This is a genomic window from Pseudohaliea sp. (genome assembly GCF_040217025.1).
Classification (GTDB): Bacteria; Pseudomonadota; Gammaproteobacteria; order Pseudomonadales; family Halieaceae; genus Pseudohaliea.
In genome coordinates this window covers 411,180-425,627 of record NZ_JAVJOA010000004.1, presented here as the reverse complement: position 1 = coordinate 425,627, position 14,448 = coordinate 411,180, and the positions used below count along the sequence as shown (strand labels likewise).

Here is a 14,448-nt window from a genome sequence, read left to right as displayed (position 1 = left end):
GGCGTCTGCCTTGCCGCTAGCGGGAGGTCAGCCTTCGAGTTCGGCGAGGTGGCTGTCTTTCAAACGGACGTAGTTGTCCGCGCTGTAGCGGAAGTAGGCTTGCTCTGCGTCGGTCAAGGCACGCTGCTGCCGGGCCGGTACCCCGGCGTAGAGGTGGCCGGAGGCCAGCTGCTTGCCCGGTGTGACCAGCGCGCCGGCGGCGATGACGACCTCGTCTTCCACCACCGCGCCGTCCATTACCGTGGCCCCCATGCCGACCAGCACCCGGTCGCCGATGCGGCAGCCGTGCAGCGTGGCGTTGTGGCCCACGGTGACCTCGGCGCCGATCGCCAGGGGCCAGCCGTCCGGGTTGTAGGGGCCGGCGTGGGTGATGTGCAGGACGCTGCCGTCCTGGATACTGGTGCGTGCGCCGATCGTGATCCAGTGCATGTCGCCGCGCACGACCGCGTTCGGCCAGATGGAGACATCGTCGCCGAGGGTGACGTCGCCGAGGACCACGGCGGACGGATCGATCAGCACACGCTCGCCGAGCTGCGGCCGGTGGCCGCCGTAGCTGCGCAGGCTGGTTGCGGTGTAGTGACGCATGGGGCTTTCCCTGGAGTTGCTAGAATGCTGTGAGCTGGCGAGTGTAACCGCAGCATCGGCCACCGATCACGAACCGATCACGATCTGATCGGAAAGACTTTAACGGAGAGCCCGCATGGAACCGCCCTTCCGGCCCCGCCGCCGCTTCATTGCCGGCGCCGTCTGTCCGCGCTGCGCCGCCATGGACCGCCTAGTGGTCGACCTGGACACGGACCGCCGAGAATGCGTCGCCTGCGGCTTCAGCGAGGCGCGCCCCGAGCCGCCCGCGGCCTCCGAGGTGCCCACGCGGGTCACCCGGGCCGCCGCCCGCCGCAGCGAGACCGCGGCGGAGGTAGTCAACCTCATCGACCCGTCGCGGGCGTCCTCCGACGGGAACGACTAGGCTCCGGCGGCCGGGCGCCCGCGCTCACGCCGCCAGCCAGCGGCCGCGGCGGCTGTAGCGCAGGTACACCCAGCCGAGGAGCACCCCGCGGGCCAGGTTGAAGAGGCTGAAGGCCAGCCATAAACCGTCGTTGCCCAGGGGCTGTGCCAGCCACCACACCGGCAGGTAGATACCGAGGGCGGAGAGCCACATCGTCGTCATCATCGGCCGCGTTTCCGCGGCACCGATGAACACCCCGTCCAGCAGGTAGCTCGGCGCGGCCAGCAGCGGCAGCGCGACCAGCCAGCCGCTGTGCGCCGAGAGCACCGCCTGCACGCTGGCGAGATCCGACAGCAGCGGAAAGATCAGCGGCCGCCCGGTGTAGATGAGCGCGCTGATGACCACGGCGCTGCCCGCGCTCCACCAGGCGCAGCGGTGCACCACGGTGCGGAAGCCGTCGAGGTCGCGCGCGCCCAGCCGCTCGCCGGCCAGCCCCTCGGCGGCGTAGGCGAAGCCGTCGAGGGAAAAGGCGGCGAAGAGCAGGAACTGCAGCATGAGGGCATTGCCGGCGAGCACGTCCTCGCCGAGCTTCTCCCCCGCCGCCGTGAAGAAGGCAAAGCAGGCCAGCAGGCAGGCGGTGCGCAGGAACAGGTTGGTGTTAGCGCGCCAGAGCTGGCCGTAGCCCTGACGGTCGGCCAGGGCGCGGCGCAGGGCGCCGGGCGGCAGCGGGACCCGCGCGCGGCGCACCGCGAAAATCGCGACCGCCAGCCCCAGGTACTCGGCGCAGGCGGTGGCCAGGGCCGCGCCGTCGCTGGCAAGGCCGAGCCCGAGGATGAACAGCACGTCGAGCGCGATGTTGCTGCCGTTGGTCACCAGCAGGATGGCCATGGGCCAGCGCGTGTCCTGGCGGCCGATGCACCAGCCGACCACCGCATAGGTGGCCAGGACCGCGGGCGCGCTCAGCAGCCGCAGCCGGATGTAGCTCGCGGCCGGTGCGGCAAGGGCCGGGTCCGGCTGCATCAGCGACAGGCCCAGCGTCAGCCAGAGCGGGTGCAAAAAGACGATGAGCGTGGCGATGGCCACGCCGAGGGCGGCGGAACGCGCGAGGATCCTGAGCGCCTCCCCGGGCTCGCCGGCGCCGCCGGCACGGGCGACCAGCCCGGTGGTGCCCATGCGCAGGAAGCTGAAGCCCCAGTAGAGGAAAGAAAGAATGGCGCTGCCGATGGCCACGGCACCGAGGTAGCGGGTGCTGTCGAGGTGCCCGAGGATCGCCGCGTCGACCAGCCCGAGGGTCGGAATGGACACGTTGGCGAGAATCGCGGGCCACGCGATACCCCATATCTTGTGGTCAAGGCGCCGTGTGTCTGCCACCGCTGGTAGAACTCCTCTCCGGTCATCCCCCGGGGATGATCTGGATGCAAATCGGTTACGTATGGCAGCGCCTTTCGCTATAATCTGCGCCGCCCGAACTGCGGCGCTTTGTCGCAGCGGGGCCGGCAGCACAGTCCACTCCGCGCTCGTCCACTCTGCCCCGGGGGGCAGTACGGTCGGCGCGCTCAGCAGCTCGACGGGCCTGAACTGGTGGTGGTGATGTCCTCAGGCTTGGAACTGGAGAAGTACTCGATGTCCCTGAACAACCTCAAAAGGCTGCTCGCGTGCGCGGCCGGTGCGCTCGTCACGCTCCCGGGGCTTGCCCTGGCGGCCGGCGGCGAGAAGAACGCGCTGAACATGCCGATCGGTGTTACCGATGTCGGGCGGTCCATCTTCGACCTTCACATGATCATTCTCTGGATCTGCGTCGCCATCGGCGCGCTGGTCTTCGGGGTCATGTTCTACTCCATCATCTACCACCGCAAGTCCCGCGGGGTGAAGCCGGCGCAATTTCACGAAAGCACCAAGGTGGAAATCGCCTGGACGGTGGTGCCGTTCCTCATCCTCATCACCATGGCCGTGCCCGCGACCTCCACGCTGCTCGACATCTACGACTTCGACGATGCCGAGATGGATGTCCTGGTCACCGGCTACCAGTGGAAGTGGAAGTACGAATACCTCGCCGAGGAGGGAGAGAACGTCGCCTTCTTCTCCAACCTCTCGACGCCGCAGTCGGAGATCTACAATACCGACGACAAGAACGAGAACTACCTGCTGGAGGTGGACGAGCCGCTGGTGATCCCGGTGGACACCAAGGTCCGCTTCCTGGTCACCGCCAACGACGTCATCCACTCCTGGTGGGTGCCGGAACTCGCCGTGAAGAAGGACGCCATCCCCGGCTTCATCAACGAGACCTGGACCCGCGCCAACGAGGTCGGCACCTATCGCGGCCAGTGCGCCGAACTCTGCGGCAAGGACCACGGCTTCATGCCGATCGTGGTCGAGGTCGTGAGCAAGGAAGATTACGCCGCCTGGCTCGGCGAGAAGCAGGAGCAGGCCGCCAAGGTCAAGGAGCTGATGGCGCAGACCTTCACCCTCGACGAGCTCATGGCGCGCGGTAAAGCGGTCTACGAGCGCAACTGCCTGGCCTGCCACGGCGCCCGCGGTGAGGGAGGTGTCGGCACCGCCATCGCCGGCAGCAACATCGCCACCGGCGAGATCGGCGGCCACCTCGAAATCGGCATCAACGGTGTGCCCGGCACGGCGATGCAGGCCTTCGGCGGCCAGCTCAATGACGTCGACCTGGCGGCCGTGATCACTTACCAGCGGAACGCGTTCGGCAACAACATGGGTGACCTCGTGCAGCCCATCGACGTGTTCAACTACAAGCAGGGCTGAGGAGAGTAAGACCATGGGAGATCATCATCACGGCCCGGCCAAGGGCCTCTCGCGGTGGCTCTTTACCACCAACCACAAGGACATCGGCACGATGTACCTGTGGTTCTCGTTCGCCATGTTCCTGCTCGGCGGGACCTTCGCCATGATCATCCGGGCGGAGCTGTTCCAGCCCGGCATGCAGCTGGTGGAGCCGGCCTTCTTCAACCAGATGACCACGCTGCACGGCCTGGTCATGGTGTTCGGCGCGATCATGCCGTCCTTCGTGGGCCTGGCCAACTGGCTCATTCCCATGATGATCGGCGCGCCGGACATGGCGCTGCCGCGACTCAACAACTGGAGCTTCTGGATCCTGCCCCCGGCGTTCCTGCTGCTCGCCTCCACGCTGTTCATGGAGGGCGGTGCCCCGGCGGCCGGCTGGACCTTCTACGCGCCCCTGTCCACGACCTACGCGGCGCCGTCGGTCACGATCTTCATCTTCTGCATCCATATTCTCGGCCTGTCCTCGATCATGGGCTCCATCAACATCATCGCCACGGTGATGAACATGCGGGCGCCGGGCATGAGCTACATGAAGATGCCGCTGTTCGTCTGGACCTGGCTGATCACCGCCTTCCTGCTGGTGGCCGTGATGCCGGTGCTGGCGGGGGCCGTGACCATGATGCTCATGGACGTGCATTTCGGCACCAGCTTCTTCTCCGCCGCCGGCGGCGGTGACCCGGTGCTGTTCCAGCACATCTTCTGGTTCTTCGGCCACCCGGAGGTCTACATCATCATCCTGCCGGCCTTCGGCGTGGTGTCGCAGATCATCCCGGCCTTCTCGCGCAAGCCGCTCTTCGGTTATGACTCCATGGTCTATGCCACCGCGGCGATCGCCTTCCTGTCCTTCATCGTCTGGGCGCACCACATGTACACCGTGGGTATGCCGGTGGCCGGCGAGCTGTTCTTCATGTACGCCACCATGCTCATCGCCGTGCCCACCGGCGTGAAGGTGTTCAACTGGATCACCACCATGTGGCGCGGTGCGCTCAGCTTCGAGACGCCCATGCTGTTCTGCATCGGCTTCCTGGTGCTGTTCACCATCGGCGGCTTCACCGGCCTGATGCTGTCCATCGCCCCGGCGGACTTCCAGTACCACGACAGCTACTTCGTTGTGGCCCACTTCCACTACGTGATGGTCGCCGGCGCCGTGTTCAGCATGACCGCCGCCATCTACTTCTGGCTGCCGAAGTGGTGCGGCAAGATGTACAACGAGACCATGGGCAAGACCCACTTCTGGATCTCGTTCATCGGCTTCAACATCACCTTCTTCCCGCAGCATTTCGTGGGCCTCGCGGGCATGCCGCGGCGTATCCCGGACTACTCGCTGCAGTTCGCGGACTTCAACATGATGTCCTCGATCGGTGCCTTCATCTACGGCGCCTCGCAGCTGCTGTTCCTCTACAACGTCATCGCCACCATCGTCGCCGGCAAGCCGGTCTCCGACGAGAAGGTCTGGGACGGCGCCGAGGGCCTCGAGTGGACCGTGCCGACACCGGCGCCCTACCACACCTTCGAGGTGCCGCCGAAGATCGACCCGGCGCATGCGCACTCCTGAGGCAGGCTAGGGAGAGGCACAGGTCACGCCATGCTGCGCATCAGCAACAACCCCACCGTCGACACCGCCGCGAAGCTGGTGGTAGCGGCGGTGGTGATGTTCAGCTTCGTGTTCGTGGTCATGGTGCCGCTGTACAACGTGCTCTGCGATGCCCTGGGCATCAACGGCAAGACCAGCGGGCAGGCCTACACGGCGGCGCCCGCGGGCATCGACGAGTCCCGGGAGATCACGGTGCAGTTCATCGCCCGCAACAACGACGGCATGCCCTGGGCCTTCAGCCCCGGCGACCGGGTGCTGCGCGTGCACCCGGGCCAGGCGGCGAACACCGTGTTCCACGCGCAGAACCCGCTGCCGAAGGCCATGGTCGCCCAGGCGATCCCGAGCATCTCGCCGTCCCGGGCCGCGGCCTACTTTCACAAGACCGAGTGTTTCTGCTTCAACCAGCAGCCGCTGGACGGAGAAAGCGCGGCGGACATGCCGCTGCAGTTCATCGTCGACCGGGAGCTGCCCCGGGATATCAAGACCATCACGCTGTCCTACACGCTGTTTGACGTGACGGACATGGCGAGCGACGCCGTCGCCGCCCGCTGAGGTGCCGCGCAGGGGAGCGGCACCCTCGTAAACGGAGAGAGAGAATGACAACCCAGACGTCTACCGCGCACGAAACCTACTACGTGCCCGAAAAGAGCAAGATGGCGGTGATGGCCACCATCGGGCTCGTGCTCAGCATTTTCGGCGCCGCCAGTCTCATGAACGACATGACCTTCGGCGAGCCGGGGGCGGACAGCAACTCGAGCCTCATCCTCTACGCGGGCCTGTTCATTTTCGGTGCCACCCTGTTCACCTGGTTCCGCCAGGCGATCCGGGAAAACATCGCGGGCATGAACAGCGCCCAGCTGAAGAAGTCCTACGTGCTCGGCATGGGCTGGTTCATCTTCTCCGAGGTGATGTTCTTCGCCGCCTTCTTCGGCGCCCTGTTCTACGTGCGCAACCTGGTCGGCCCCTGGCTGGCCGGCGAGGGTGACGGCGGCCGCATGAACCACCTGCTCTGGGAGGGCTTCCAGTTCTCCTGGCCGATGATGCAGACGCCGCAGGAGGCAGTGGGCGGAGCCGGCAGCCAGCTCATCGCCAACAACGGGACCTTCAGCAGCGCCCACAAGAGCATGGCGTTCGCGGAGGCGCACGCCTGGTATGCCTGGCTGCCGCTCTGGAACACGATCATCCTGCTCTCGTCCAGCGTGACGGTGCACATTGCGCACATGGGCCTGCTCGACAACAACCGGCGCAAGTTCAACCTGTGGCTCGGCCTGACCGTGCTGCTGGGTATCGTGTTCATCATCCTGCAGGCAGCGGAATACTACGAGGCCTACGCGCACTTCGGCCTGACGCTGAACTCGGGGATCTACGGATCCACCTTCTTCATGCTGACCGGCTTCCACGGCTTCCACGTGGCGATGGGGACCTTCATGCTGGGGGTGCAGCTCTACCGGTCGCTACGCGCGGGGCATTTCACGGCAGACGACCACTTCGGCTTCGAGGGGTCCAGCTGGTACTGGCACTTCGTCGACGTGGTCTGGGTGTTCCTGTTCCTCTTCGTCTACATTCTCTGAGTGATTTCCTGAGCCATCACTCCGCAGCCCGCGATGCCGCGCCCTTCGGGCCGGCGTCCCAGGGGTTGCGATGCCCGAGCTGGCCGGTGGCAACGCCGTAGACGATCACCGCCGCCAGCCCCAGCGCCAGCCCGAGGCGGACCCCGAGGGAATGAAAGGTCCGCCTGCTGTTCTTGTCTCCCTGGTCGACCATCAGGAAGTACAGCCCGCTACCGAGGCTGGCAACGAGTAGTACCATGAACACGATGATCAGCCCTTTCAGCACGACGGCCCTCGGATTCGGCGCAAACCTTCAGTATAGCGCAGTCGGTGCGGGCTGATGCGGGCCTCCCTGGGCGCACTGGAGCTGGACCTGGAGTGGCGGACGACGCTGTTCGTCGCGCTGCTTCTGCCCGTGCTCGTCGGCCTCGGCTGCTGGCAGCTCGACCGGGAGGTGGAGAAACGCGAGCTGCTCGCGCAGTTCGAAGCCCGCCGGGCCGCGGACCCGGTGCCCGTGAACAGCGCCCTTGCGACGCGGGCGCCGGCGGCCCTGGCCTACCTGCCCGTGCGCCTGCGCGGGCGCTACCTGGCGGACCGCTACCTGCTGCTCGACAACCGGGTGCAGGGCGGCCGCTTCGGCTACGAGGTGGTGTCGCTGTTCGCCCGCGAAGACGGCGGCTACGCGCTGGTCAACCGGGGCTGGGTCCCGGGCGACCCGGCGCGGCGCTCCCTGCCGGAGCCCGCCGCGCCGGCCGGGGCGGTCGAGCTTACCGGGCAGCTGTACGTACCGCCGGACCCGCCCTACCTGCTGGGCGAGCAGTCCAGCGCTGTGGATGACTGGCCGCGGGTGGTGCAGGCGCTGGAAATGGCGCCGCTTGGTGAAGCCCTGGCCGCCGCTCTCGGCGCCCCGGTTTTCCCCTGGAGTATCCGCCTCGATGCCGGCGCGCCCGGCGCGCTGGCGGTGGACTGGCCGGTGGTCAACGTGAGCCCGGCCAAGCACCGCGGCTACGCGGTGCAGTGGTTCACCATGGCGGCGGTGCTGGGGTTGTTTTTTGTGCTGCGCAGCAGCAATCTCTGGGCCCTCCTGCGCGGCCGGCAACCGGCGGGGGGCAACGATGACGGAAGGACGCATGACTGACCCGATGGGCAACACGGCACCGGAGCTGGACCCGGCCACGGTAAACCGCAACCGGCTGGTGCTGCTGACGATCGCCGGTATACCGGTGACCATGATCCTCGCGGCCACCTGGCTGTGGTACTTCGTGGTCAACGGCGACCTCGACCTGGTCGGCAGCCTGGGAACCGCCAACAACGGCCGGCTCCTCGAGCCGCCGCGGCCCGTCGCGGAGCTCGGTCTCCGGGACCAGGCCGGTGACGCGTTCACGCTGACCGCGCAGGAGCCGAAGTGGACCCTGCTGGTTCCTTCCCCGGGGGCCTGCGATGCCGCCTGCGAGCACCGACTGTACCTGACCCGGCAGATTCACGTGGCCATGGGCAAGGAGTTCAACCGGATCCAGCGCGCCTGGGTGGGCGATCAGCGAGTGGCAGAAACGGCCTTTCCCGTCGACACGCTGAGTGATGGCACCGCCGCGCCGGCCTCCTTCGTGCGCTACCTGCAGAGCCAGCACGTGGGCATGTTCACCCTCGCGGCGGACCGCGCGGCACTGCGCGCGCAGTTCCCGGAGCTAGCCGAGAGCCCGGACACCTGGTACCTCGTGGATCCGGCGGGGTGGGTGATGATGGCCTACGATGACAGCGTCAACTACAAGGACGTGATGGCCGACCTCAAGTTCCTGCTCAAGAACTCGGCCGGGTGAGCGCGATGACCGAAGCCGTGACGCAAACCGCCGGGGCCAGCTGGCGCGACTACAAGGAGCTCACCAAGCCCGGCGTGGTCGCGCTGATGATTCTCACCTCCGTGATCGGCATGTGCATGGCGGTGCCCGGCTGGGTGCCGCTGGATGCGCTCATCCTCGGCAACCTCGGCATCGCGCTGTGCGCGGGTGCCGCCGCCGCGGTGAACCACCTCGTCGACCAGCGCATCGACGAGCGCATGGCGCGCACGCGCAACCGCCCGATCGCCCGCGGCCGGGTGACGCCGGTCAACGCCGCCCTCTTCGCGCTGGCCCTCGGCGTGGCCGGCATGGCGATCCTGCTCCTCTGGGTGAACGCGCTCACCGCCTGGCTGACCCTCGCGTCCCTGGTCGGCTATGCCTTCATCTACACGCTGTTCCTGAAGCGCGCAACCCCGCAGAACATCGTGATCGGCGGCCTCGCCGGCGCCGCCCCGCCGCTCCTCGGCTGGACCGCCGTGACCGGGGAGATCCACGGCCACGCGCTGCTGCTGGTGCTCATCATCTTCGCCTGGACGCCGCCGCACTTCTGGGCCCTGGCCATCCACCGCAAGGAGGAGTACGCGCTGGTCGATGTGCCCATGCTGCCGGTCACCCACGGCGAGGCCTTCACCAAGCTGCATATCCTGCTGTACACGATCATCATGTTCCTGATCACGCTGCTGCCCTTCGCCACGCGGCTGTCCGGCCCGCTCTACCTCGCCGGCGCGCTGGTGCTCGGCGGCCGCTTCCTGTGGTGGGCCATCGTGCTCATGCGGGACACGAACCCGCGGGCGGCTATCATGACCTTCAAGTACTCGATCAACTACCTGATGCTCCTGTTCCTCGTCATGCTCGTCGACCACTATCTGTTCACCCCCGGGCTGCTGCCGTTCGGGTACCCGGCGCCGTGAGCGGGTCCAGCGGCAAGCCCATGCCCCGCGGCGTGCGCCTGACCATCGTCGGCGTGCTCGCCTTCATCCTGGTGATCGTCGCCGGCTTCGTTCATCGCATCCAGCAGCCGCGGGTCCTCACGGTGAGCGAGATGCGCGCCAACGGCCTCTACCTGCTCGACACGCCGCGGGAGCTCGGCGACTTCGCCCTGGTGACCCACCGCGACGAGCCCTTCGTGCCGTCCAGCCTCGAGGGTCACTGGAGCCTGGTCTTCTTCGGTTTCACGCACTGCCCGGACATCTGCCCCACGACCATGGCGTTTCTCGACCGCCTCGCCGGCGAGCTCGAGGGCACGGAGGCGGCGGATACGGACGTGTTCATGGTCTCCGTGGACCCGGCCCGGGACTCGGTGGAACAGCTCGCCCGCTACGTCCCCTATTTCAACGAGGACTTCACCGGTGTGACCGGCGAGTTCCTCGACCTGTTCAACTTCGCCACCAAGCTGAACTCCCCCTTCCGCAAGGTGCCGGGCCAGGGGAAGGACTACGTGGTGGATCACAGCGCGAACGTGGTCCTCATCAACCCGCGCGGCGATTACCACGGTTTCTTCAAGGCCCCGCTGGACCTCGCCAAGATGAAGGTCACGCTGCGCTCGGCGCGCTATCTCTGGAATCGCTGACCCCCGGGAGGAACGACCATGGGTGATGCCGCACCGCTGGTTCTCGTCGACGGATCGTCCTACCTCTACCGGGCCTTTCATGCCCTGCCCGACCTGTCGACCGCAAGCGGGCAGCCCACGGGCGCCGTACGCGGTGTCATCAGCATGCTGCGGCGGCTCCTCAAGGACTACCCGGGGAGCACGGTGGCGGTGGTTTTCGATGCGCCGGGCAAGACCTTCCGCGACGAGCTCTTCGCCGAGTACAAGGCCCAGCGCCCGTCCATGCCCGACGAGCTGCGCGCCCAGGTCGAACCCATCCACGCGATCGTCCGCGCCATGGGCCTGCCGCTGCTCTGCGAGGCCGGTGTCGAGGCGGACGACGTTATCGGCACCCTCGCCCGGGAGGCCGCGGGCCGCGGCCGTTCCGTGGTCATCTCCACCGGCGACAAGGACATGGCCCAGCTCGTGGACGGGCACATCACCCTGGTCAACACCATGACCGAGACGGTGCTGGACGAGGCGGGGGTGGAGGGGAAGTTCGGCCTTCCGCCGTCGCTGATCATCGACTTTCTCGCGCTCATGGGCGACAAGGTGGACAACATTCCCGGGGTTCCCGGCGTCGGCGAGAAGACCGCGCTCGGGCTTCTGCAGGGGATCGGCAGCCTCGATGCCATCTACGCGGACCTGGACAAGGTCGCGGAACTGCCGTTGCGCGGCGCCAAGGGCCTCGGCAAGAAGCTCGCGGAGCAGGAAGACAAGGCGCGCCTCTCCTACCAGCTGGCGACCATCAAGACCGACGTCGAGCTGCCCTTCGCCCCAGGTGATCTCGAGCCCGGCGAGCCCGACAAAGACGCCCTGGTGGAGCTGTACACCCGGCTCGAGTTCCGGGGCTGGCTCGAGGAACTGCTCGGCGAGGGCGCGGCGCCGGCACCGGAGACCGCCGCCGGCGAGATCGACCGGGACGGCTATGACACGGTGACCACCGAGGCGGCGCTGGACGCCTGGCTGGAACGGCTCGAGGCCGCCGAGCTCTTTGCCTTCGACACCGAGACCACGAGCCTCAACTACATGGTCGCGGAGATCGTCGGCGTCTCCTTCGCCGTCGCCCCCGGCGAGGCCGCCTACGTGCCCCTGGCCCACGGCTACACCGGCGCCCCCGAGCAGCTCGATCGCGACGCGGTGCTGGCGAAGCTGAAACCTCTCCTCGAGGACCCGGCGCTCGGCAAGGTGGGCCAGAACCTCAAGTACGACGCCAGCGTGCTGGCGCGCTACGACATCACCCTTGCCGGTGTGCGCTTCGACACCATGCTCGAGTCCTACGTGCTCGACTCCACCGCCACCCGCCACGACATGGACAGCCTGGCCCTCAAGTACCTCGGCCACCGCACGATCCACTTCGAGGAGGTGGCCGGCAAGGGGGCGAAGCAGCTCACCTTCGACCAGGTGCCGGTGGAGCAGGCCGCTCCCTACGCTGCCGAGGACGCGGACGTCACCCTGCGCCTGCATGCCGTGCTGTGGCCGAAGCTGGAGGCGGAGCCGTCGCTGCGCGCCGTTTTCGAGGAGATCGAGCTGCCCCTGGTCCCCGTGCTCTCGCGCATGGAGCGCCACGGTGCCCTCCTCGACTGCGAGCGCCTTGCCCGGCAGAGCGAGGCGCTCGGGGAGCGCCTAGGTGAGCTGGAAGCGGAGGCCCATGAGCTGGCCGGCGGGCCTTTCAACCTCGGCTCCACCAAGCAGCTCGCCGAGATCCTCTTCGAGCGCCTCGGCCTGCCGGTGCTGCGCAAGACGCCGAAAGGCGCGCCGTCCACCGCGGAAGAGGTGCTGCAGGAGCTGGCCCTCGACTACCCGCTACCGAAGGTGCTCCTGGAATACCGGGGTCTGTCCAAGCTGAAGTCCACCTACACGGACAAGCTGCCGACGCTGGTGAACCCGAAAACGGGCCGCCTGCACACCTCCTACCACCAGGCGGTGACCGCCACCGGGCGCCTGTCCTCCTCTGACCCGAACCTGCAGAACATCCCCATCCGCACGGAGGAGGGCCGGCGCATCCGCCAGGCCTTCATCGCCCCGGAAGGCTACCGCCTGCTCGCCGCCGACTATTCGCAGATCGAGCTGCGCATCATGGCCCACCTGTCCGGCGACAAGGGCCTGCTCGCGGCCTTCAACGAGGGCCTCGACGTGCACCGCGCCACCGCCGCCGAGGTCTTCTCGACGGACCTGGACAAGGTCTCGACAGAGCAGCGGCGCAAGGCCAAGGCGATCAACTTCGGCCTGATCTACGGCATGTCCGCCTTCGGCCTCGCCCGGCAGCTGCACCTGGGCCGCAACGAGGCGCAGGAGTACATCGACCGCTATTTCGAGCGCTACCCGGGCGTCGCCGATTACATGGAGCGCACCCGCGCCACCGCCCACGAGCGCGGCTACGTGGAAACGCTCTTCGGCCGCCGCCTCTACCTCCCGGAAATCAACGCCCGCAACAAGCAGCGCCAGCAGGCCGCGGAGCGCACGGCGATCAACGCGCCCATGCAGGGCACGGCGGCCGACATCATCAAGCGCGCGATGCTCGACGTGGACCACTGGCTGGCGACCGAGGCGCCGAAGGTCCGCCTGGTGATGCAGGTGCACGATGAGCTGATCCTCGAGGTCCCCGAGGACGATGTCGACGCGATCTCCCCCGCCCTCTGCGAGCGCATGGCCGGCGCCGCCGAGCTCGCGGTTCCCCTCGTCGTGGAGGCGGGCAGCGGTCGCAACTGGGACGAGGCACACTAGCCCGCGGTCGCGGCAAATTTTTTTCTCACCGCGGGGAACAATGGCCCCCCGACCCTGTCTATTCGGGTGTGGCGCAAGCCACACCGGGTATTTCCATCATCCCCGGTGGAAATACCTTTTTCTCTTCCCCTGAGAAAGCCAAGCCCTGCCCGGCCGGTGCTCCCCCTCTGCACTTGCCGGGCTTTTTTTTTGCCTCCCTTATTCCTTCTGATTCTGGTCACTCCTTGTTTGGTGCTTCATTGTTTGCGCCGGGGGCGCTTCGTGATTGGCTCAGGGGGTACTTCGTAGTCGACTCAGGAGGTGCTTCGTAGCCCGGCGCCGGGGCTTGCAGCTACCTGTCCCGGGACCGCAAAAGCGCCGTCCATGGCAGCTCGACAGCGGACATCCATGTCCGCTGACGCCCCGGGACAGGTAGCTGCAACCCCCGGCGCCTGAATCTGTCGTGCGTTCCCAAGCCCATTGATTGACCACCGCTCACTGGCTTCCACGTCGACTTAGCCTGTCGATTGGCACCACGGTAGGCGCTAGTGGCGCGGAGAATCCCTCCGGGACCGTCTGCGGCCATGGATGGCCGCAGTCGAGCGCACATGGATGTGCTTGTAGCGTGTCCCGGAGGGATTCTCCGCGGCGCTGGCGCCGGTATCGAAAGGTCCGAGTCTGGAGACTGGTAGCTGGGCCGCAATCAGAAGCCAGGGCCAACGAGGCTTTATTTATCCAGCTCGGAATTCTCCGGCTCCAGGACACTCTCGTCCGTGAGCCAGGCGTCGAGGACGGCGGTGAGTTCCTCGCGGCCCTGGTGCTTGAGGGCGGAGAAGAGCTGGACCGAGACCATGTCGTCCGGGTAAGTGCTCGCTTCCTTGCGGGCGGCGAGGAGTGCGGATTTCGCGGCGCCGCGCCCGAGTTTATCGGCCTTGGTGAGGAGGACGTGTACCGGCATGCCGGCGACCGTGCCCCACTCCAGCATCTGCCGGTCGAAATCGCGGAACGGGTGGCGGATATCCATGAGCAGGACAAGGCCGCGGAGCGACTGTCGGGCCTGGAGGTAGCGCTCGAGTTCGCGCATCCACTTGGCCTTGACCGCCTGCGGCACCTTGGCGAAGCCGTAGCCCGGGAGGTCGACGAGGCGCTGGGCGTCCGAGAGCTCGAAGAAATTGATCAGCTGCGTGCGGCCCGGGGTCTTGGAGGTGCGGGCGAGGTTCGCCTGCCCCGTGAGGCTGTTGATGGCACTCGACTTGCCGGCGTTGGAACGGCCGGCGAAGGCCACCTCCCAGCCGGTGTCCGGCGGGCACTGGTTGAAGCGCGCCGCGCTGGTGAGAAAGGCGGCACGACGGTAGTCGGGGGCTGGGACAGCCATCAGGGGCACCGGTTTGTCGCCGTTGGCAAGTCGTATATAATGCCAC

Annotated in this window: 14 protein-coding genes; 10 read left to right on the top strand and 4 right to left on the bottom strand. The window is 67.2% G+C overall.

Translation table 11 applies throughout. From position 1 onward, the window contains the following. Positions 1-27 precede the first annotated feature (27 nt). Positions 28-585 carry a gamma carbonic anhydrase family protein gene (locus RKE50_RS02910; RefSeq protein ID WP_350034271.1) on the bottom strand — a complete coding sequence of 186 codons (558 nt, stop codon included), beginning with the start codon at positions 583-585 and terminating at the stop codon, positions 28-30. Positions 586-700: 115 nt separating this feature from the next. Between RKE50_RS02910 and RKE50_RS02905 the strand changes: the two genes are divergently transcribed. After that, the gene (locus RKE50_RS02905; RefSeq protein WP_350034269.1) at positions 701-967 is read left to right on the top strand and encodes a YheV family putative zinc ribbon protein; all 267 of its coding nucleotides are present in this window, start codon (positions 701-703) and stop codon (positions 965-967) included. A 24-nt stretch (positions 968-991) separates the two neighbouring features. Here RKE50_RS02905 and RKE50_RS02900 read toward each other — a convergent pair whose 3' ends face one another. After that, positions 992-2,317 carry an MATE family efflux transporter gene (locus RKE50_RS02900; RefSeq protein WP_350034267.1) on the bottom strand — a complete coding sequence of 442 codons (1,326 nt, stop codon included), beginning with the start codon at positions 2,315-2,317 and terminating at the stop codon, positions 992-994. Between the two features lie 252 nt (positions 2,318-2,569). Here RKE50_RS02900 and coxB point away from each other — a divergent pair, with 252 nt between their 5' ends. Genes coxB through RKE50_RS02880 form a run of 4 tightly spaced genes read left to right on the top strand, consistent with a single transcriptional unit; the run spans position 2,570 to position 6,919 of the window. After that, entirely contained in the window at positions 2,570-3,715 is a 1,146-nt protein-coding gene (coxB, locus tag RKE50_RS02895) for a cytochrome c oxidase subunit II (protein WP_502937860.1), read from the top strand. Between the two features lie 13 nt (positions 3,716-3,728). Continuing rightward, on the top strand, positions 3,729-5,309 hold the full coding sequence (ctaD, locus tag RKE50_RS02890; protein ID WP_350034265.1) for a cytochrome c oxidase subunit I: 1,581 nt from the start codon (positions 3,729-3,731) through the stop codon (positions 5,307-5,309). Between the two features lie 30 nt (positions 5,310-5,339). Then, a complete protein-coding gene (locus tag RKE50_RS02885) occupies positions 5,340-5,900 on the top strand; it encodes a cytochrome c oxidase assembly protein (protein ID WP_350034263.1) in 561 nt (186 codons plus the stop codon). A 44-nt stretch (positions 5,901-5,944) separates the two neighbouring features. Next, positions 5,945-6,919 carry a cytochrome c oxidase subunit 3 gene (locus RKE50_RS02880; protein WP_350034260.1) on the top strand — a complete coding sequence of 325 codons (975 nt, stop codon included), beginning with the start codon at positions 5,945-5,947 and terminating at the stop codon, positions 6,917-6,919. Between the two features lie 16 nt (positions 6,920-6,935). On the opposite strand, the gene RKE50_RS02875 is transcribed toward RKE50_RS02880, so the two are convergent. Beyond that, entirely contained in the window at positions 6,936-7,184 is a 249-nt protein-coding gene (locus RKE50_RS02875; RefSeq protein ID WP_350034258.1) for a DUF2909 domain-containing protein, read from the bottom strand. Positions 7,185-7,238: 54 nt separating this feature from the next. On the opposite strand from RKE50_RS02875, the gene RKE50_RS02870 reads away from it, so the two are divergent. Genes RKE50_RS02870 through polA form a run of 5 tightly spaced genes read left to right on the top strand, consistent with a single transcriptional unit; the run spans position 7,239 to position 13,048 of the window. Continuing rightward, complete coding sequence (locus RKE50_RS02870) at positions 7,239-8,036, top strand: SURF1 family protein (RefSeq protein ID WP_350034256.1); 798 nt, start codon at positions 7,239-7,241, stop codon at positions 8,034-8,036. Next, entirely contained in the window at positions 8,029-8,715 is a 687-nt protein-coding gene (locus tag RKE50_RS02865; protein ID WP_350034254.1) for a redox-active disulfide-containing membrane protein, read from the top strand. The genes RKE50_RS02870 and RKE50_RS02865 overlap by 8 nt, the downstream gene beginning before the upstream one ends. A gap of 5 nt (positions 8,716-8,720) precedes the next feature. Then, positions 8,721-9,644 carry a heme o synthase gene (gene cyoE / locus RKE50_RS02860; RefSeq protein WP_350034252.1) on the top strand — a complete coding sequence of 308 codons (924 nt, stop codon included), beginning with the start codon at positions 8,721-8,723 and terminating at the stop codon, positions 9,642-9,644. Between the two features lie 20 nt (positions 9,645-9,664). Continuing rightward, on the top strand, positions 9,665-10,303 hold the full coding sequence (locus tag RKE50_RS02855) for an SCO family protein (RefSeq protein ID WP_350034394.1): 639 nt from the start codon (positions 9,665-9,667) through the stop codon (positions 10,301-10,303). 18 nt (positions 10,304-10,321) lie between these two features. Continuing rightward, positions 10,322-13,048: a DNA polymerase I gene (polA, locus tag RKE50_RS02850; protein ID WP_350034250.1), complete on the top strand. Its 2,727-nt coding sequence runs from the start codon at positions 10,322-10,324 to the stop codon at positions 13,046-13,048. A gap of 706 nt (positions 13,049-13,754) precedes the next feature. Here polA and yihA read toward each other — a convergent pair. Then, positions 13,755-14,402 (bottom strand): ribosome biogenesis GTP-binding protein YihA/YsxC, encoded by a 648-nt coding sequence (gene yihA / locus RKE50_RS02845; RefSeq protein WP_350034248.1) that lies wholly within the window; start codon positions 14,400-14,402, stop codon positions 13,755-13,757. Between the last annotated feature and the right edge of the window lie 46 nt (positions 14,403-14,448).

Excerpts from the sequence above, each read along its gene's own strand:
- RKE50_RS02910 (WP_350034271.1), bottom strand. The coding sequence starts at position 585 with ATGCGTCACTACACCGCAACCAGCCTGCGCAGCTACGGCGGCCACCGG.
- RKE50_RS02905 (WP_350034269.1), top strand. The coding sequence starts at position 701 with ATGGAACCGCCCTTCCGGCCCCGCCGCCGCTTCATTGCCGGCGCCGTC.
- coxB (WP_502937860.1), top strand. The coding sequence starts at position 2,570 with ATGTCCCTGAACAACCTCAAAAGGCTGCTCGCGTGCGCGGCCGGTGCG.
- ctaD (WP_350034265.1), top strand. The coding sequence starts at position 3,729 with ATGGGAGATCATCATCACGGCCCGGCCAAGGGCCTCTCGCGGTGGCTC.
- RKE50_RS02885 (WP_350034263.1), top strand. The coding sequence starts at position 5,340 with ATGCTGCGCATCAGCAACAACCCCACCGTCGACACCGCCGCGAAGCTG.
- RKE50_RS02880 (WP_350034260.1), top strand. The coding sequence starts at position 5,945 with ATGACAACCCAGACGTCTACCGCGCACGAAACCTACTACGTGCCCGAA.
- RKE50_RS02870 (WP_350034256.1), top strand. The coding sequence starts at position 7,239 with ATGCGGGCCTCCCTGGGCGCACTGGAGCTGGACCTGGAGTGGCGGACG.
- RKE50_RS02865 (WP_350034254.1), top strand. The coding sequence starts at position 8,029 with ATGACTGACCCGATGGGCAACACGGCACCGGAGCTGGACCCGGCCACG.
- cyoE (WP_350034252.1), top strand. The coding sequence starts at position 8,721 with ATGACCGAAGCCGTGACGCAAACCGCCGGGGCCAGCTGGCGCGACTAC.
- RKE50_RS02855 (WP_350034394.1), top strand. The coding sequence starts at position 9,665 with ATGCCCCGCGGCGTGCGCCTGACCATCGTCGGCGTGCTCGCCTTCATC.
- polA (WP_350034250.1), top strand. The coding sequence starts at position 10,322 with ATGGGTGATGCCGCACCGCTGGTTCTCGTCGACGGATCGTCCTACCTC.
- yihA (WP_350034248.1), bottom strand. The coding sequence starts at position 14,402 with ATGGCTGTCCCAGCCCCCGACTACCGTCGTGCCGCCTTTCTCACCAGC.